Genomic DNA, 17,586 nt, shown 5'->3' with positions numbered 1-17,586 from the left:
CTTACTTTAAATCCATATTCTTTTATTTTCTGCTCTGCGTGTCATTCCCAAAGTATCAAGTTTTTCGAGAAAAGGAATCATATACTTTCTGGAAAGACCCAATACATCCTTTGCATTGCCCACTTCAAATTCAGCAGCTGTACTCTTTTTCAGTTCTTCTACTGCTTTTCTAAAATGATCACCATGCCAATAGTATTGTGCATCTAGCGGTACGACGATTTCCTGGTCTTCTAAATAGCGTTTTAAATCGCCTTTGAGATTCTCTGGGATTCCTGCAGAAGCATAATATTCATCGAAAGGCTTTACTTTATAGCCATCTTTTTTTAAGTCAGCAAGAAGATTGTCAGTGCGTTTTTGCCAGCTTTTCGGTACATGCGGATAAAAACCTTTATTCTGTAAAAACTGGCCTTTTCGTTGGAACGCGCTCTTTTCAATCCCTGAATTCAAAACAAATTCAACCAGCATTTTAGGATATTTATTCTGCATTGCCTGCAGCAATTCTGCTTTATTGGCCCCTTGCTTCATTGGATTTTCCAGGTGGAACTCATTCAGGCGGTCAGCTATTTCTTCCTCTACTGCCTCTTTGATGGCTACTAAAGTGAATTCCTTGCTGTTAATGCTCAGGAAATCTTCTCCTTTAAGTATTTCTTTAACCGTCAATTCAACCAGTGAGGTTTTTGCTGTAATCTCTGAAACCGTAAGTACCTTATCATCTGACAACGCCGTTTTTATGCGATCTTTCGGTGTCCCTTCTTTTTTCCGGCTTAAGTTTTCAATGGTTTTTTGGCCGAACCGGTATTTTTCCCCGTTGGGATCTATAACCCAGCCCCCGCCGATAGTCTCCTGGGGACTAGGCCGTCTTAAAATGAACCTGTCTCCCCTTTTGGCGACGACTTCTTCTTCTAAACGGAGCTGGCAGAGAATTTCTCCCTCTGAATTGGATAAATCATTACGGTCAAAAAAGACGATTTTGCCCATGACCTCAGCTGTACCAATATGGCATTTGATCGGCATTCTCTGTTTGACGATATGCTCTAAATCTCCCACCATTCTTACTGCCACATCAATGGTTTTCGTGACGCTGAAATGCTCAGACGATACAAGGACCTCTCCCCGCTCAATATCCTCCTTCGAAACACCCGAAAGGTTAATGGCTGCCCTTTGCCCTGCAAATGCCGCTTTTGCAGGCTGATGATGTACCTGCAGCTGGCGTGCCCTGGTCTCAATACCATTTGGCATGATTTTCAGAAGCTGTCCTTCTTCGACTTTTCCTTCATAAACAGTTCCTCTGACTACGGTTCCCTGGCCTTTCACCGTAAATACCTGATCGATTGGAAGGCGGAATGCGCCTTTTGCATCCCGTGTGTCCCTTTCTTTCAGCGTAAGAATAATCAACTGCTTTAACTCTTCAATCCCTTTGCCTGACAAGCTATCTGTTAAAATAAATGGAACATCTTCAAAAACAGTTCCTTTCAGTTCCTCAATAATTTCTTCTTTTACAAGGCCGGTGAACTCTTCGTCCACACGATCAATTTTTGTTATGGCGACAATGCCATTTCGGATCCCCAGAAAATCAAGAATTTCCAGATGTTCTCTTGTTTGCGGCATAACACCTTCATCTGCTGCAACAGCCAGGATGACTAAATCAATACCTGCAACACCTGCAATCATTTGCCTGATAAAACGTTCATGACCCGGTACATCCACTACTGAAATTTGAATTTCCTCATCTTCATGTAAAGGGGCAAATCCTAGTTCTATGGATATTTGCCTTTCTTTTTCTTCTTTTAGCCTATCTGTATCCACGTTTGTTAATGCTTTAGTCAATGTAGTTTTTCCATGATCGATATGGCCAGCCATACCGATTGTAAAGTATCTTTTCATCAAATCTGCCACCTGCTTCTTTTTGCATTCTTGTTCAACTGTATCCTGAAAAAAAGAATCTTTCAATCATCTGGTTTTATAAGGACAGCATCGCACCTAATGCTCCACAATACGCCCCATTTTGAATAAAGACAGGTTTCTTGCCAAGCATGGCGGTATATTTCTCTAACAGGTGCTTTAACGGGGCATTATGCCGAAGTGTGCTTCCTATATAAATTATGTATTCAATTTGGTGCTGATCTGCAGCCTGAGTGCTTAAGAGTACTATCGTTTCAGCAATCATGCTGGTTAAACTGGCAGCTTTGTCTTCCTTGCTTACTTGATCATCCTTAATTTTCCCAAAATTGCTCGCAGTTAGGCTTCCATCTAACGGTGAATCGAATGGTGAATAAATATCTTTGACCAATAAATCTGCATTCTCTGCTTTCCCGCTGGCAGCCAGCGAAACGAGCTTGGAAAAGTCACCTTCACCAGTCAGCAATCTTCCCAGTCCCATCAACGTGCCCCCGCCAATGCCGCTCCCAGTCACCCTTGAGATACTCCCGCCGTTGTTTAGGGAAATCGAGGTTCCTGTGCCTATACTTATGAAGAGAAAATTTTCATAGGATAATCCATCTTGCTTCATCAAATAGGATGCACCCATACCGCAAGACTCAAATTCAGGAACAATCCGGGCATTTTGAAAAAACTCATTTTGAAGGTATTCAGCCTTCCCGCCTGTCAAGGCAATTGGCGCATCAGCAGCAGTCATTTTCAGCCAATTCATTGAACTGTACAGCTCATCAATCGGATAGCTTTTGTAATGGATTTGACCTTGTTCTTCAAATGCCATTTTCAGCAGAGAACCTCCAGCATCAATCCCTATTTTTGCAGGTTTCATGCAGATTCCGCCTTTCCAGCTTTATTTTTCCAATCATTTTGAATGGCAGCAGCAATAATGAAAACAGCATTAATGCCGCTATCTCCAGTGTTATTATGTAATAAGGGTAAGGTCCGAAGTAATCTAATAATGAAGTATTCTCAGGCTTACGGGAAAGGAACATATAATTTCCTCCTGTTAGCTTGTTTGCGAAAAATGCCGCAGCTGCACAGAGATTCAGGAAGATAAAAGATTGGAACAGACCCTTTCCTGTTGGCCTGAATTGATGAACAAACACGAAATAAAGGCAAGTCCAAACAATTAGATTATGAGTAATAAAAAATTGAAAATAGCGAAAATGAGGAAAGCCTAAAAACAGCTCAGGAGTCAGAATGGCCATTATTGCCCCCGTGACGCCTATGTAATAGACAATCTGGAAGACGGCCTTAGATTTTGATGCCAATAATAACAAGCAAAGGACTAAGCTTATGGAGCAAAGCTGGAGCGGCAGAGTGAAGGAAAGATCCCATTTCCCGCCATGATAAAGCCAGAAATGGTAAAGCAGCTCCAGTGTAAAAAGCAGCAGAAACATATACAGCCTGAATTTTTGATCAAGCCGGTATAACCCTTTTCTGAATATGAATAAAAGCGCTGATGCTGCTGCAAATAACACAATCATGGCAATATGAGGCGCGGAAAAAGACATAAAAGGGAAAGCTTTATAATCATGAGAAAATACATCGGACAAACTATTCTCTCCCTTCCGGGCTGGAGACTGCTCTCCAGGCCTGGAAAGGACTAGACTCCAATTAAATTATTTATTAAACCAAAGGGGATCATCATTATCAGCTTCCCCATTATAATTAATCAATACTTCTTCACCTGCTTTAATGTCTCTATAAGCGAAAAAGTCAAAGGTATGATTGTCAAAGTTAATATCATATACTGCATTTGGCTTGTAGGAATGGTTAAAAAGCATCCCATAGCCTAATAAAATGGCACTGTGATTTTTTCCGTATTCAAATGCATAATCAGCCAGAGCCGTTTTTTCAATATACTGATGCTCTTTGTTTGGATAAGGAAGGACCGGAGCCTCATGAATCAGTTCACCCTTCTTAATATCACGAGTAGCAAAGACTCCTCTATTATGTTCGCCATCGCTTACTGCTGATGTCTTAATTTCGATCATTTCATTACCTGCACATTCTCGTCAATGACGTTTTTTTATTTTTCAGCGAGCCTAAACTCACCAAATTCCAATTTCTTCGTGGTTTCAAGCTGAATCACTACAGGAGAGTCCAGCTGGATGCTTTTATAAAATAGCGGACCGTCATAAACAAATGTATGATACTCACCTGATTCACCCATTGGACAGACAGGCTCATCTTCAATTTTGCTTACAAAGTCTTGATTAAGTTCCTTGCCAAGCCAGGAGCTGTCCAATACATCTTCCCGGACACGTATGACTTTGGCTTTATAGCCTGATTCTGCAAAGGCCTTTAATGCCTTAAGACTATCTTTCTCCTCCATCCATAGAGGATATACCGCATCCAATCCTGCTTCGGCAGCTGTTTTTTCTCCCCATTCGCGGTGACCATCCAAGTACAGATCCCCATATGCAATGCCTGTAATCCCATATGTATCTTTTATTTTTCTTAAATCACTCACGAAACGTTCCGAGTAATCCTCAAAAGTACAATAAATAAACTCTGCAGGTATGGACAAGCTTTTAGCCTGAAGCTGGATTAATTCCTTTTTTTCACCATGCCCGAACGTTCTGCCAATTTCCTTTGGAACCGTTGTCAGAAGGCATGCAACCTCGTACCCCTGTTTTATTAGAACATCTAGAGCCAGACAGCTGTCTTTGCCGCCGCTCCATGATAAAACGACTTTCTTCCTCAACAGTCTTCACCAACTTTAATAGTATTGGAAAAAGGATAGAAGGTCTATCCTTTTTCCTTGAATCCTAATTTAAAAATTGAAACTGTGTACGGCTTCCTGTCTGGCTTGCTGTTACTTCCAGACGTGCATCAATTCTTTCCTTCAGCTCAGGAACATGAGAGATGATGCCTACAAGCCTTCCGCTGCTTTGGATTTCGATCAATGCTTCTATTGCCTGATCTAATGATTCGGGATCAAGTGTTCCAAATCCTTCATCAATGAACATCGTCTCAAGGGATACCCCTCCTGCGTATTGCTGCACCACGTCCGCCAGACCAAGAGCAAGTGCGAGCGCGGCTTTAAAGCTTTCTCCGCCAGATAAAGTTTTAACATGCCTTTCCTGTCCAGTGTATTGATCGAACACTAGCAATTCCAGGCCGCTTTGTGCGTTGCCCTTTGACCGGTCTGTTTTTCGAAGCAGCATATATCTTCCGCTAGTCATCTTTGATAAACGTCCGTTGGCTTCCCTCAGTATATCATCTAAAAAGGCCGCCAGGACAAATCGTTCAAAAGTAATTCGGTAAGTGTTCTGCCCTTTTGAAATTTCATACAAGTGCCCGATTACTTTGTACCTTTCCTCCAGGGCTTTCATATTTTCATTTATTTCTTCGATTTTTTGCATAGTCTCTTTATTTTGCTTTTTCATCATAAACAGATTTGTATATTGATCCTGCAGCAGTTTCAATTGATCATCTGTTTCCTGCAATAATAGCTGCAAGCTATCCAGGTCAGGTTTTTCAATCCCTTCCAAGAGCTGCCCCAGCTCAGCGTATCGATCATGAACAGAACGGACTTCTTCCCGATATTCCCTTACTTCACCTTCAAGCTGCCTGATCTGATCCTCTGATTTTTTGGCATCACGGTATTCTCCGTAGACTTCAAAGCCCTGGTCCTTCATGCGCTGCACAAAATTCTGCCTTTCGGCTGCAAGCTTTTGCTCGATTTTATCAGCCTGCTTTTGAAGTGTCTCCAGTTTTGCCTGTTCTGCCAAGAGGGCCGACTTTGCATCTTGATAATTCTGCTGGGATGATTCCAGCTGCCTTTGCATAATTTCAAGTTTCTCAGCAGCAGTTTTCAAACTTGACTCATAAGCATCAATAGACCGCAGGTTTTCAGGAATAGTATCCGTCATCCTCGCCAAGTTGCTTCTCTTTTCCGCATGCAAAATGGCTGCGTCATTTATTTGGTCTTGCAGCCGGTCAATTTCTGCAGTTAGAGCTTCTTTCCTCTGCTGTGTTTTTTCTAACTCAGCAGTACAGTTTTCCAGCCTTAAAGATTTCTTCTTCAGTTCAGCATGAATTTTCAGAAGATCCTTCTTTTGATCGGCAAGAGTATTTTTCAGCACAAGCAAACTTTCTTGTTTAAAGTCAGGACGGTGTTTTTGTATTTGGGCTGTGAGTTCAGCCAATCCACTCTCGCTGGAATTCATGCGGGACTGGGCTTCATAAAAAGCAGACTCCGCTTTCGCTTTCTCGGCTTCAATTTGAGCTGCCTGTTTTTTTGCTTCCTTTAGGTCTTTTTCATCCGGAATATCATGCGGAGATACAGCCGGATTTGGATGGTGTTCTGAGCCACAGACCGGACATGCCTCCCCGTTTTGCAGCCTGTTTGCCAAGAACGATGCCTGTCCATGAAGCCACTTGCCCTCCAGTTCTTCCACAAGCAGTTTGGCATCAGTCAGCCTGGATGAAGTCTGATCAAAATAATTTCTCTTATTGCTGAAGGCATTCATTGATAATTGATGCTCTTTATGCAGCTCTTCATATTTATGAAGCCGTTCTATTTCGTCTGTCAGTTTCTCCAGGTTTCGTTCATTCTCAATCTGTGCAAGCTTACTCTTTTCAATGTCCTGCTTTTCTTCAGAAAGTGTTTTTATTTGTAAATCAGCTTTTTGATGGGCTTCATCTTTCTGTCTCTTTTGAAGCCGGAGGTATTCAAGATTTTTTTCAAGAGAACGGACCAGCTTTTCCACTTTTGCATACGAGAGAATGTCCTCTTTCATATTTTGCAGGTGATTAACCTGTTCGGCAGCTTGTTTTCTTTCTTCCTCGCGGTTCTTTTCAGATTCCCATTTATCTTGCTTTTCTTTTAGGAGAGTTTCAAGAGTGCCTATATTTTTCTGAAGCTCATGAAGATCGGCATGTGCTGCATCAAGATCTTTCTTCAGTTCATGACAGAGCTGCTCCTGCTGATTAAGCAGGGCTGCTTTCTGGGCAAGAGCAATGGCATTCTCTTTGGCAGTATATTGGCCCCTAAGCCCCTCCAGCTCTTCTTTCCTTTGCTTTAGCTCTTCTTTCGTCTTCAGCTGTTTGAGTACCATTTCAGCTTCATAGAGCTTTTGCTGAAGATGATCTCTCTGTTCCTTCTTTTTCCTGCCTGCTTCTGTCAGCTCAGCAAGGCCTGCTTCCATTTCCTTAATTTCCTCTGCAAGAAGCGGCATGAGCAGGGTGTCATTAACACTTCCTGCTTCGAGGCAGGATTTCAGCTCCTCGCTATATAAAGCCTGAACCTGATTAAAATACTGATCTCTCAGTTTTATCTGTTCTTCTACCGTTCTTTTTAATTCAGTTGCATCTTCTTTTAGTTTTTCTTCTATGCTTTTGTATATTTGAGTATGGAATAACCGCTGAAGAATGACTTCCTTATCCTTGCTTTCAGAAGTTAGGAGCTTTCGGAACTCTCCCTGGGGAATCATCAGAATTTGCCTGAACTGATTGCTGTCAATGATCATAATTTCTTTTATCTTTTCATCAACATCCCTGACATTTGAAGCCAGGAGCTTTTGCTCTCCATTTTCACCATACATATACAGTTCTGCTTTGGCACTTACTGTCGTCGTGCCATCGCCGCGCTCTTTTTTCTTTTCCTGCTGAGGAGACCTAGTAATATAATATCTTTTATTTCTTAAAATGAATTCGAGGGAAATCTCGGTTAGTGTATTATTTTTCGCAAACTGGCTTCGAAGTTCGGGGCCATTTCGATCCTCCCCGCTCGCCTTTCCGTAAATCGCATAGCTGATGCCGTCAAAAATAGTGGTTTTACCTGAACCCGTCTTTCCGGAGATGACAAACATGGTCCGATTTCCAAGTTCCGTAAAATCAATGCTCTCACTGTCTGCGTAGGGGCCGAACGCCTGCATCGTTAATTTTAATGGCTTCATTTCAGCGCCTCCTCCCTTAGCACTTTTTCGATCACATCCGTCATAACCTGCTGTTTATCTTCTGTAAATTCGGAAGTGGTCATTTGTTCATAGAATTGTTTAAACAGATCAAGCTCCGACTTTTTCTCTTCCTTCATCGAAAGGAAGGAGCTTTTTTTCTTCATATCTGTAACGGCTATCCTTCTTTCAAGGTGAAGAACATTTGGGTAGACCTGTCTCAGCTTATTAATCGGATCAAGCAATGCGCCTTCATCAAAAAGGGTGATTTTCAGATAGTCATCAAGGTTCTGTTTTTCATAGAAAGCTGGATCCATCAGTTCATCCAGATGCCCTTCGATCTCTCTCAAGTCTTTTTTAGGCTTTAATGAACGAGTACGCAAGTCAAATTCACCATTCTCCTTCATTTCTATAATAGAAATGGATTTTTCCTGTTTAGCTTCGGAAAAAGAATATTTTAATAGGGAGCCTGAATAGCGGATCTTGTCATGCTTTATGGCATCAGGACTATGCAAATGACCAAGTGCCGTATAGGAGAAAGGATCAAAGCTGCTTGAATGGACACAGCCTGATCCTCCGACAGAGAGGGTCCTCTCCGAATCACTGGTAGCACCGCCCAATACAAAAGCATGTCCGACAAGAACGTTCGGTTCATTTGGATTCAGGTACTCTTCAATTCTGTTCACAATTGCCTTCATTGCATCATCATGGGAATGCACACGGTCGTCATCAAGCAAATGCCTGACCATTCCGGGTTCAGCATACGGAACCAGATAAAAGTTCACACCATTAATATGTATGGGCCTAAAATCATTTACCAGTTTTCCAGACAGGTAGAACTTGCTTTGTTTGTACCAGGAGCTACCAAAGGACAGCCTTTCAGCGCTGTCATGGTTTCCTCCTATGGCAACCACAGGTGTATTGAGCTCTACATTTATTTTAAAAAGGATTTCATTCAGCAATTCTACAGCATCAGTCGGAGGTACGGAACGGTCATATAAGTCTCCTGCAATAACGACTGCATCCGGCTTTTCTTCCTCTACCACATCAATAAATTGATGCAAAAAATGACGCTGATCTCCGGTCATATATACACCATGGACCAGCTTGCCCAAATGCCAATCAGCGGTATGGATAAATTTCATATCTAACACCCTCTTTTCCTTGCCTGAGATTCTTTCTGCAATGTTACCATTATACCAAATCAAAAAACGGCAATGGCTCAGCAAAATTTGACAGAACATTCGTTCTAATTATATCAGAGATTATTTCCAAAACATAGCATTATTCGAAAAGAAAAAGAGCCCAACAAAGGCTCTTTCATCTATTGCTTTTTTAGCTTAGGGAAGTTAATCAAAATGGCAATAACACCGCAAATGCCAATTAATATTGGATAAATGGAATATGCCATGATGCTCACCGGCGAAATGGCAGCGAGCCCGGAAGCAGCCAGCATCTGTGCCCCATATGGGATAGTCCCTTGTACAAAACAGGCAAATATATCAAGAATACTTGCTGATTTACGTGGGTCAATCTCATATTGATCTGCAATTTTTTTGGCAAGCGGCCCTGCAATAATGATGGCAATTGTGTTATTGGCTGTAGATAAATTTGTCAGGGTGACAAGTGACGCAATACCAAATTCAGCTCCCCTGCGAGATTTTATTTTGCTTGTAGCCATGTGAAGCAAGTAATCGATTCCGCCATTAAATCGGATGATCTCAACCAATCCGCCAATGAGGATGGCAATTATCGCAAGGGTCTGCATACCAGCCATTCCTTCAGCAACCATTTGCAGGAATGAAACAAAGGTATAGCTGCCGTCTGCAATTCCGATCAGCCCTGCAAGAAGGATACCCCCGCTAAGGACAAGAATGACATTCATGCCAAGCAAAGCTGCAGCCAATACGCCAAGATAAGGGACTACTTTCAAAAAGCTGTAATCCCCGCTGGTTACCACGCTTTCCTGACCTGCTGTTAAAATCCCAAGAATCAAAGCCGTAAGCAATGCAGCAGGCAGGACGATTAAGAAATTCACACGGAATTTATCGGTCATTCTCGTTCCTTGTGTCCTGACCGCTGCAATGGTCGTATCAGAAATGACGGAAAGATTATCCCCGAACATGGCACCGCCTATTATTGCTGCCATGGCCAATGCGACGGAAATATCGGTCTCCGCAGAAAGAGCTACACCAATTGGAGCGAGAGCTACAACTGTCCCCATTGATGTTCCCATTGATAATGAAATAAAGCATGCAATGATAAAAATTCCGACCATAAGCAGATTCTGCGGGATAAAAGAGAGTGCAAGGTTCACTGTTGAATCAACTGCACCCATACCTTTAGCTGTACCAGAAAAGGCCCCTGCCAGGATAAAAATGATGGACATTAATATAATATCGGGATGACCTGCCCCTTTAGTGAATATCTCTACTTTTTCCATGAATGGCTTTTTTCTGTTCATTGCCAGTCCTATTCCGGCTGTAGCGGATACAATGACAATGATTGGAATGCTATTGAAATCTCCTGTTGCTATGCCGCTTCCAATAAAAATTAGAAGGAAAGCCAAAAGCGGCAATAATGCCCAGGGATTGCCCTTGTTTTTCATTAAAAATCTCCTCTCCGAATGGATTTTCCAGCAAAATAAAAAGACCTCTTCAAGCAAGAAGAGATCTTAACAAATCAATCGTTCTCTTCTTATCTGCCAAGCACCTATGCTTGCTGGATTTGGCACAGCGCTCTATAGAGCCCGCTGCCGAGACATCTTCGGGCCAGTCCCTCAGTCTCTCTTGATAAGTGATTTATATGAAATTATTCTGAAATAACTCACGTTTGAAAATTATACAGGAAACTCGCGAAACTTCAAGCACTTTTTTGTTATAGATTAAGAATCTGAATAATACTTTAAAAGGGGAAAGATGGGGATTATGAATTTAAAAAAGCCGCAATGCGGCTTAAAATTAGTGCAGATCTTTTGAATTTGGCGGGGAATGCCCCTTTTTCAGCTCCTGAAATATATCACCTGATGCTTGTGGTGCAGGCTGAACGGGTGACTGCAAAATCATTTCTCCTATCAGCCTTTTAAATTCTCCAACAGTCAAAGGCTTCGCATCATTCATTAACTCATACCCAAGCTGTCCATTCGGTTCAAGCGTAGCCATTTTGACATCTGAAATTTTTGTGATTCCGTTGGTTCTAAGCCTCATTTCCAGCTGATCAGCTGTAAAGCGCAGCTTCCTCATATTTGCTGTTTTTAGCTTCCCATCCTCAATCACAATTTTGGATTTGCCCGTTATAAATTTTTCAATAAAATTAAACTTTACCTGCAGATATTCCATTAATATTAATGATCCGATTAAGATAGCTGCTGCCACAATCGTTTTCCAAACACTTGTCTCAATGATCGGCTGAATGATAATGGTACCTATTGAAATCATCACAACTGTTTGAGCTAATGTCATTTGCGAAATGGATTTTCTTCCGGCCACACGTAAAAGCAATACCCCTGAAAAAATTAAAAGGACTGATTCCCATAAAAAATCCATCTTATACCACCTTCCCTTTTTCCCATAGGTTGTGGCATAGCAGGTACTTATATACAATCGTTGATAAATAAAACAGCCTGACCAAATGGCCAGGCTGTTTTTGTATGGGTCTGTCGATTATAGTTTAGTTACGTTAGCTGCTTGAGGTCCGCGTGCACCTTCAACAACTTCGAAAGAAACTTCTTGGCCTTCTTCTAAAGATTTGAAACCTTCAGATTGGATAGCAGAGTAATGTACGAATACGTCGTTTCCGTCTTCACCTTCGATGAATCCGAAACCTTTTTCAGCATTGAACCATTTTACTTTACCGTTTTTCATGAAAAAAATCCTCCTATTGGCTAGAAAAAGCCATGTGTAAATTCACCATATACACGCTTATAACTTTACGTTCATTACTCATCCAGACCATTGCCTAACGGTTGAAAAAGCAGCTAGCAAAATATAACACGATGCATAACGGCTGATTCAAATTTAGCACTTATAGGAAGGAATGTCAACTATACCACCCGTTTGCAAAAGGAATTTTCAAACTATTTCGTCTTCCGCGGATTCCAAAATGTGTAAATCTATCATGATATATCTACCATTTTAGAGACAATCAGACAAACAAATTATATGATGCATTCATAAAATATAGAAAACAGGATCAGGAGGTGAGTGGATTGAACTTACTGGATTTTTTAAACCAGAATTATTACATGCTGGTCCCGGCCTTGTGGGTAATTGGGTATGCATTGAAACAGACACCAAAAATTCCTGATTGGTCCATCGTATGGATTCTTGTAATCATTTCTGTTTCCGCAGGCAGCCTGGCATTTGGCTTTTCTTTTGAAGGGCTCCTTAACGGAATCGTTGCAGCAGGCGTTGCGGTGCTTGGACATCAAATGATGAAACAGACTATAGAAGGTGCATATAGCAATAAAAAGAATTAGATGATATCAAAAAAGGTTCATCCCAATTAGGATGAACTTTTTATTTACTCTATTATTTTAAGCTGGCCAGAACTTTTTCAATATACTCACCAGTCATTTCCTGTGCTTTTGCCAAACTGTATACATGATTCGATGCCCAGTAATCATAAAGCCTGGCAAGATCATTTCGGTCATATACTTTATTCGCAAATGTGCTGAAGAAATAAACGATCAGGACATTCACGACATTTGCCGGCAGCTGTTTTCTGTTTGCAAGCGTGCCCAAAGCAATTTTTTCCAATCCTCTAATATTACCGCCTGTTAAGTATTCAACCATCTCAAGCGGGGAGGAAGTTTCACACTTTTGAATAAAATCAGGGTCATTTAATAAATTTAACATAGGTCTCTCCCCTCTATAACTTCTATTTATACACATTTGGAGGAGATCAATAAACCCTTTTGGGTATTTTGTATCAAAAATGATATAAATAGCTGAGATTTGTTAAATAAATGTCACTTGCTTTTAGGTTAACCGCGAATGAACCCTCCCTCGGAATGGATCACCTGCCCTGTTATCCACTTTGACTCTTCACTTGCCAGAAATGCTGCAAGATTGGCTGCGTCTTCAGGCTGGCCGATTCTGCCGGCTGGAAATTTAGGCAATAGGTGATTTCTTATGCCTTCATCCATCCATGTAGAGTCTGTTGGACCAGGGTTAATCGCATTGACGGTTATTCCTAAATGAGCAATTTCTGTTGACAGAGATCTGGTAAACGCCGTGATGGCTGCTTTAGTAGAAGCATAAGCCAATTCACCGGGCATTGGACCCAGCTCTTGTCCGGAAGTCATATTAATGATTCGACCGTAAGGCAAATTCCAATCCGGAAATCTTTTGGCAAATTCAGTGCAGAGAAGAAATAGGGCTCTCATATTAACCGCATAGTGTGCGTCCAGTGTTTTTGCATCAAGCTCCAGATATCCATCTCTTGTTGAATGAGCTGCATTATTAACAAGTATCATCGGCTTTCCAACTGTCAAGGCAGCAGATTCAAGCACCTTTTCTGCTGATTGAACATCCGATAAGTCTGCTTCAAGACCTTTGCATTCAACCCCGATTTCCGATATCTCATTGCTGAATACTTTTTCCCAATGGGGCTCGGCATCCCAATAAGTAAAGAATATGTTAAAATTTTGAATAGCCAGCTTTCGGCATATAGCAGCACCTATGCCTTTATGGCTGCTGACACCTGTAACAATAACGGTCTTATTCTGTTGATTCATCAGCTTTCCCTCCAATTTGGCCTGCTGCGGGGTAGCCAGGAGATAAAGATTCCAATAAAAAAGCAGATACACAACAAGGTATCTGCCAGCTTATGGTTTAAGAATTCACAGCAGGGCATACCTTGTTTTCATCATTTTTAAAAATAGAGAGACCTTTCCGACATTATGAGAAAGCTGCTCTATTTTAGCTTAAAATGATTACATGTTCTGCCACATAATAGAATCTCAATTCCCCTTCCGTATATCTCCTAGTTTGAGAATATCTGCAGGGCCGGGAAAAATCAACATAATTTTTCAGATTGCTCTGTTAGTTTCCGTCAGAGCTCATCCAGACATTAAAAGGAAACGATTATGTTATTTTGTCTCCCTGTGCAGGGTGTGTTTTTTTAGCTTTGGAGAGTATTTCATTAATTCAATCCTATGTAGATTATTTCTTTTATTTTTGGTTGTTATTATAGTTGCGATACCCTGTTTCAATGCATGCCAAAGTAATTTTCACTTTCATACTATTTCCTCCATCCTAGTAGAATTAAAAGGTGGCAGCCTGTCAGCCAGCCTGCTCCAGGCTGAACTCATTTCTTTGTCGGTTAGTAAACAATCATCCAGGCTTGATGCAACCTCTTCTTGTTTCATATCCATGCCAATGAATACAAGCTCTGTCATTCTGTCTCCAAATTCCTTATCCCATCTATTAAGAAGTTCTGGGTCATTTTTTAAAATTTCGTTTCTTTCCACTTCTGGAAGGGCTGCTATCCATTCCCCGGCACCTTGCAGTGTTATGGATGGCCCAGCCTGAGACAGGAGCCCAGCCATGTCATTTCGGGAAGCCAGCCAGAAAAAGCCTTTGGCTCTCACAATATCTGCAGGGAAGTCTTCTAGCCATTGCATGAATCTTTCTGGATGGAAAGGCCTTTTCCTTCTATATACAAAGGATGAAATTCCATATTCTTCAGTTTCCGGTGTATGTTCCTCATTAAGCTCCTTAATCCAGCCTGCTCCCTGGCTCGCCGTTTCAAAATCAAAAAGACGAGTATGAAGGATCTCTTCCGGTTCAACCCCTGAATTTACGGCATTAATAATTTTCGCTTCAGGATTTAACTTTTCTAATATAGCCCTAAGCTCATCAGCGCTTTCCGGATCAACCAAATCCATCTTGTTCAGCACTATAACATTTGCGAATTCTATTTGATCAATTAATAAGTCAACAATTTCCCGAACGTCACTTTCATCTGTGCCCTGTTTGCGGTCCAGCAGAGTTTCTCCGGATGCAAAGTCATGCCAAAAACGATTTGCATCTACAACTGTAACCATGGTGTCAAGAGTGCACCATTTTGAAAGGTTAATACCCAAACTTTCATCCATATAAGTAAAAGTCTGGGCAATCGGAATAGGTTCTGAGATGCCTGAGGATTCAATCAGGATATAATCGATATCCCCTTCTTTAACCAGCCTTTCCACTTCTATCATTAAGTCTTCTCTCAGGGTACAGCAGATACAGCCGTTTTGAAGCTCAACCAGCTTTTCATCGGTTCTGGTAAAACCGCCTTTTTTTACCATGGATGCGTCTATGTTGACTTCACTCATATCGTTTACAATCACTGCAATTTTCTTATTGCTGCGATTATGTAGTATGTGGTTGAGCAGAGTGGTCTTTCCTGAACCTAAATAGCCGCTCAGTACAGTGACGGGTAACTTCTTTATCATGGATTCTCTCCTTTTCGGTATAAATAGTAATTATTACGATTTATTTTTGATTACTCCCCCTCACCCTGATTAGATATAGTGTTTACTCGAGAATATTGGTGGATTTTTATTAAATCGTAATTGTTACGATTTAAATCATATTAAAATTTTCTTTCGATTGCAAGGATAGACTTTATATTTTTTTATCCTCCAATTCTCCTATCCTTTCAAAATGCTCATAATCCCATTTACAATATCATAAAATTAATATAGAGTATAAAACGAAATCATTACGATTTTTAAACACAGGAGGATACTATGAATCGAGTTGTTCGCAGCCATATCATTGATATAACGGGCATAATTTTGATAGCCATTCTGGTATATTTAATATCTTTCAGCTCTGGCTTAGGTTTATCCTTTGATATTCCCCCTTCTCTGTTAAATTTGAATGTTATCTTTATCAGCATCTTAATAGAAGCGTTGCCTTTTGTCCTGATAGGTGTGCTGATTGCAGGGTTTATCCAAATTTTCATTACAGAAGACCATATAAAAAGGTGGATACCGAAAAATAGAACGGCTGCTGTTGTCATGAGCTGCGTGGCGGGCGCCCTTTTTCCAGCGTGTGAATGCGGAATTGTCCCCATTATCCGCCGTCTTATGTCCAAGGGTGTTCCAGTATATGCAGCGATTGGTTTTATGCTGACTGGGCCCTTGATTAATCCCATCGTCATTGCTTCTACATACATGGCTTTTGGAAACGATTTTGAAATGGCGGGCTTAAGAATGGGACTTGGATTCCTAATTGCTATAATAGTCGCCTTTAGTGTGAGCATCTTCTTTAAGTCCGGGCAATTGAAAAATAATCTTCATTTACCCCACAGCAGCGAATACAATCGTTCTTTCCTGGACCGGATTTGGTCGATGCTGACTCATTCAATCGATGAATTTTTTGACATGGCCAAATATTTAATAATTGGTGCTTTATTAGCTTCCATTGTACAAGTCTATATGCCCGCAAAAACATTTCTGCAAAATGCTGATAATCCGGTTGTATCCTTGCTGATCATGATGGGCTTTGCTTATGTGTTGTCACTATGCTCCGAGGCAGACGCTTTTATTGGTGCCTCATTCAGCAGCATATTTCCTAAGTCTTCCGTACTGGGGTTCCTGATCTTTGGTCCAATGATCGATTTTAAAAATACAATCATGATGCTTAGTGTGTTTCGGATGAAGTTTGTTCTTGGGGTATTAGCGCTGACCGCTTCCGTTGTCTTTTTCACGCTGGTTCTTGTACAGAATTTCATTTAGGAGGATTGCTATGAAAATCCATTTTCAGCAGGCATTGAGGGCGCTGATTCTACTGGCTTTTTGCGGACTGATTTTTCAGCTTCATTATACAGGCGATATAACCAAATATATTAATCCGAAGTATGTCCGCTTAAGTCAATCCGCTTCCATACTGTTTTTATTTTTATTTTTTATTCAGATTACCAGGATATGGAGTTCCAAAAGAGAAAAAGAGGATCACGAACACCATCACGGCGAGGATTGCTGCCACCATGACGATCATAGCTGTTCTCATCACCATGATCATGGTGATACACCGTTTACAGGTAAAAAGCTGCTTTCATACTCTATTATATTATTTCCACTTTTAACAGGATTCTTCTTACCCGCGAGGACGCTTGATGCTTCAATTGCTGAAAAGAAAGGCGGGCTGGCCATACTTGGGAATCAAAAACAAGAGGTGAATACATCGGCAGGCTCTGAAGAATCAGACTTTGACCTTGAAGACTATTCTTTTGAAGAAGAGCTGGAAGAAGTTGAGGAGCTGGAACATGACCTGTCTGTAAATGAAGAAGTAGAGGAAATATCCAATGAAGAGTTTGAGCAATTAAAAAAGGACCTTTATTCGGCTTCTGCTATTAAGATGGATGATAAAGTTTTTAGCTTGTATTATGAGGAAATCAGTAAGGATATTGATAAATTCATTGGCAGGGAAATTGAATTTCAGGGATTTATATATAAAGAAGAAGGACTTGCTTCCAATCAGCTTGTCATTTCGAGGTTTTTGATTACGCATTGTGTGGCAGATGCAAGTATGATTGGCTTTCTTTCAGAAATGGAGGAAGCTCCGGAACTCTATGATAATATGTGGGTTAAAGTTAGCGGAGTCATAGATAAGGCATCCTATAATGGGACGGAGCTTCCTCTGATTAAAATTAAGGAATGGAAAGAAATTGAGGAGCCGTTTATTCCATATCTGTATCCCTTAACCATTAAAATCTTATAATACAAATCAAAAGGGACTCAGCTGAGTCC

The 17,586-nt window shown here is 41.0% G+C and carries 16 protein-coding genes, 1 pseudogene and 1 riboswitch; of the genes and pseudogenes, 3 read left to right on the top strand and 14 right to left on the bottom strand.

Going from position 1 to position 17,586, the window contains the following annotated elements; all coding sequences use genetic code 11:
* Positions 1 to 6: 6 nt before the first annotated feature.
* The 10 genes from selB to A361_RS11715 all read right to left on the bottom strand — a co-directional run bounded on the left by selB (position 7) and on the right by A361_RS11715 (position 11,704).
* The gene (gene selB / locus A361_RS11760; RefSeq protein ID WP_033196596.1) at positions 7 to 1,884 is read right to left on the bottom strand and encodes a selenocysteine-specific translation elongation factor; all 1,878 of its coding nucleotides are present in this window, start codon (positions 1,882 to 1,884) and stop codon (positions 7 to 9) included.
* A gap of 76 nt (positions 1,885 to 1,960) precedes the next feature.
* On the bottom strand, positions 1,961 to 2,764 hold the full coding sequence (coaW, locus tag A361_RS11755; RefSeq protein WP_019382446.1) for a type II pantothenate kinase: 804 nt from the start codon (positions 2,762 to 2,764) through the stop codon (positions 1,961 to 1,963).
* Complete coding sequence (locus A361_RS11750) at positions 2,739 to 3,491, bottom strand: TIGR02206 family membrane protein (protein WP_019382447.1); 753 nt, start codon at positions 3,489 to 3,491, stop codon at positions 2,739 to 2,741. The genes coaW and A361_RS11750 overlap by 26 nt, the downstream gene beginning before the upstream one ends.
* A 66-nt stretch (positions 3,492 to 3,557) precedes the next feature.
* On the bottom strand, positions 3,558 to 3,932 hold the full coding sequence (locus tag A361_RS11745; protein WP_009334820.1) for an SET domain-containing protein: 375 nt from the start codon (positions 3,930 to 3,932) through the stop codon (positions 3,558 to 3,560).
* A gap of 35 nt (positions 3,933 to 3,967) precedes the next feature.
* Positions 3,968 to 4,645, bottom strand: coding sequence for a diphthine--ammonia ligase (locus A361_RS11740; RefSeq protein ID WP_019382448.1), 678 nt, complete (start codon positions 4,643 to 4,645; stop codon positions 3,968 to 3,970).
* 64 nt (positions 4,646 to 4,709) lie between these two features.
* Positions 4,710 to 7,844, bottom strand: coding sequence for an AAA family ATPase (locus tag A361_RS11735; protein ID WP_019382449.1), 3,135 nt, complete (start codon positions 7,842 to 7,844; stop codon positions 4,710 to 4,712).
* Positions 7,841 to 8,986 (bottom strand): exonuclease SbcCD subunit D, encoded by a 1,146-nt coding sequence (locus A361_RS11730; RefSeq protein WP_019382450.1) that lies wholly within the window; start codon positions 8,984 to 8,986, stop codon positions 7,841 to 7,843. The genes A361_RS11735 and A361_RS11730 overlap by 4 nt, the downstream gene beginning before the upstream one ends.
* A gap of 179 nt (positions 8,987 to 9,165) precedes the next feature.
* Positions 9,166 to 10,449 (bottom strand): Na+/H+ antiporter NhaC family protein, encoded by a 1,284-nt coding sequence (locus tag A361_RS11725; RefSeq protein ID WP_019382451.1) that lies wholly within the window; start codon positions 10,447 to 10,449, stop codon positions 9,166 to 9,168.
* A gap of 86 nt (positions 10,450 to 10,535) precedes the next feature.
* A riboswitch (SAM riboswitch) is annotated at positions 10,536 to 10,640 on the bottom strand.
* A gap of 161 nt (positions 10,641 to 10,801) precedes the next feature.
* Positions 10,802 to 11,386: a DUF421 domain-containing protein gene (locus A361_RS11720; protein ID WP_019382452.1), complete on the bottom strand. Its 585-nt coding sequence runs from the start codon at positions 11,384 to 11,386 to the stop codon at positions 10,802 to 10,804.
* 117 nt (positions 11,387 to 11,503) lie between these two features.
* Positions 11,504 to 11,704: a cold-shock protein gene (locus A361_RS11715; RefSeq protein WP_009334826.1), complete on the bottom strand. Its 201-nt coding sequence runs from the start codon at positions 11,702 to 11,704 to the stop codon at positions 11,504 to 11,506.
* A gap of 335 nt (positions 11,705 to 12,039) precedes the next feature.
* Between A361_RS11715 and A361_RS11710 the strand changes: the two genes are divergently transcribed.
* Positions 12,040 to 12,318, top strand: a complete 279-nt coding sequence (locus A361_RS11710) for a phage holin family protein (protein WP_372675447.1) — start codon at positions 12,040 to 12,042, stop codon at positions 12,316 to 12,318.
* A 52-nt stretch (positions 12,319 to 12,370) separates the two neighbouring features.
* Here A361_RS11710 and A361_RS11705 read toward each other — a convergent pair whose 3' ends face one another.
* From A361_RS11705 to A361_RS11695, 4 genes and pseudogenes are all read right to left on the bottom strand, one after another.
* On the bottom strand, positions 12,371 to 12,697 hold the full coding sequence (locus A361_RS11705) for a hypothetical protein (protein ID WP_019382453.1): 327 nt from the start codon (positions 12,695 to 12,697) through the stop codon (positions 12,371 to 12,373).
* Positions 12,698 to 12,825: 128 nt separating this feature from the next.
* Complete coding sequence (locus tag A361_RS11700) at positions 12,826 to 13,581, bottom strand: SDR family oxidoreductase (RefSeq protein WP_026041758.1); 756 nt, start codon at positions 13,579 to 13,581, stop codon at positions 12,826 to 12,828.
* Between the two features lie 351 nt (positions 13,582 to 13,932).
* Positions 13,933 to 14,083, bottom strand: a pseudogene (gene rpmG / locus A361_RS29375) (50S ribosomal protein L33).
* A complete protein-coding gene (locus A361_RS11695) occupies positions 14,080 to 15,282 on the bottom strand; it encodes a GTP-binding protein (protein ID WP_019382455.1) in 1,203 nt (400 codons plus the stop codon). The pseudogene rpmG and the gene A361_RS11695 overlap by 4 nt, the downstream one beginning before the upstream one ends.
* Before the next feature lie 297 nt (positions 15,283 to 15,579).
* On the opposite strand from A361_RS11695, the gene A361_RS11690 reads away from it, so the two are divergent.
* Positions 15,580 to 16,572, top strand: a complete 993-nt coding sequence (locus A361_RS11690) for a permease (protein ID WP_009334831.1) — start codon at positions 15,580 to 15,582, stop codon at positions 16,570 to 16,572.
* Positions 16,573 to 16,582: 10 nt separating this feature from the next.
* Entirely contained in the window at positions 16,583 to 17,557 is a 975-nt protein-coding gene (locus A361_RS11685) for a TIGR03943 family putative permease subunit (RefSeq protein ID WP_009334832.1), read from the top strand.
* The last annotated feature ends 29 nt before the right edge of the window (positions 17,558 to 17,586 follow it).

Source organism: Cytobacillus oceanisediminis 2691 (assembly GCF_000294775.2).
Lineage (GTDB): Bacteria > Bacillota > Bacilli > Bacillales > Cytobacillaceae > Cytobacillus > Cytobacillus pseudoceanisediminis.
Note: the sequence above shows the minus strand (reverse complement) of the source record. Positions and strands in the feature narration are given on the sequence as shown.

Excerpts from the sequence above, each read along its gene's own strand:
- A361_RS11715 (WP_009334826.1), bottom strand. The coding sequence starts at position 11,704 with ATGAAAAACGGTAAAGTAAAATGGTTCAATGCTGAAAAAGGTTTCGGA.
- A361_RS11730 (WP_019382450.1), bottom strand. The coding sequence starts at position 8,986 with ATGAAATTTATCCATACCGCTGATTGGCATTTGGGCAAGCTGGTCCAT.
- selB (WP_033196596.1), bottom strand. The coding sequence starts at position 1,884 with ATGAAAAGATACTTTACAATCGGTATGGCTGGCCATATCGATCATGGA.
- A361_RS11745 (WP_009334820.1), bottom strand. The coding sequence starts at position 3,932 with ATGATCGAAATTAAGACATCAGCAGTAAGCGATGGCGAACATAATAGA.
- A361_RS11725 (WP_019382451.1), bottom strand. The coding sequence starts at position 10,449 with ATGAAAAACAAGGGCAATCCCTGGGCATTATTGCCGCTTTTGGCTTTC.
- A361_RS11720 (WP_019382452.1), bottom strand. The coding sequence starts at position 11,386 with ATGGATTTTTTATGGGAATCAGTCCTTTTAATTTTTTCAGGGGTATTG.
- A361_RS11690 (WP_009334831.1), top strand. The coding sequence starts at position 15,580 with ATGAATCGAGTTGTTCGCAGCCATATCATTGATATAACGGGCATAATT.
- coaW (WP_019382446.1), bottom strand. The coding sequence starts at position 2,764 with ATGAAACCTGCAAAAATAGGGATTGATGCTGGAGGTTCTCTGCTGAAA.
- A361_RS11685 (WP_009334832.1), top strand. The coding sequence starts at position 16,583 with ATGAAAATCCATTTTCAGCAGGCATTGAGGGCGCTGATTCTACTGGCT.
- A361_RS11695 (WP_019382455.1), bottom strand. The coding sequence starts at position 15,282 with ATGATAAAGAAGTTACCCGTCACTGTACTGAGCGGCTATTTAGGTTCA.
- A361_RS11705 (WP_019382453.1), bottom strand. The coding sequence starts at position 12,697 with ATGTTAAATTTATTAAATGACCCTGATTTTATTCAAAAGTGTGAAACT.
- A361_RS11735 (WP_019382449.1), bottom strand. The coding sequence starts at position 7,844 with ATGAAGCCATTAAAATTAACGATGCAGGCGTTCGGCCCCTACGCAGAC.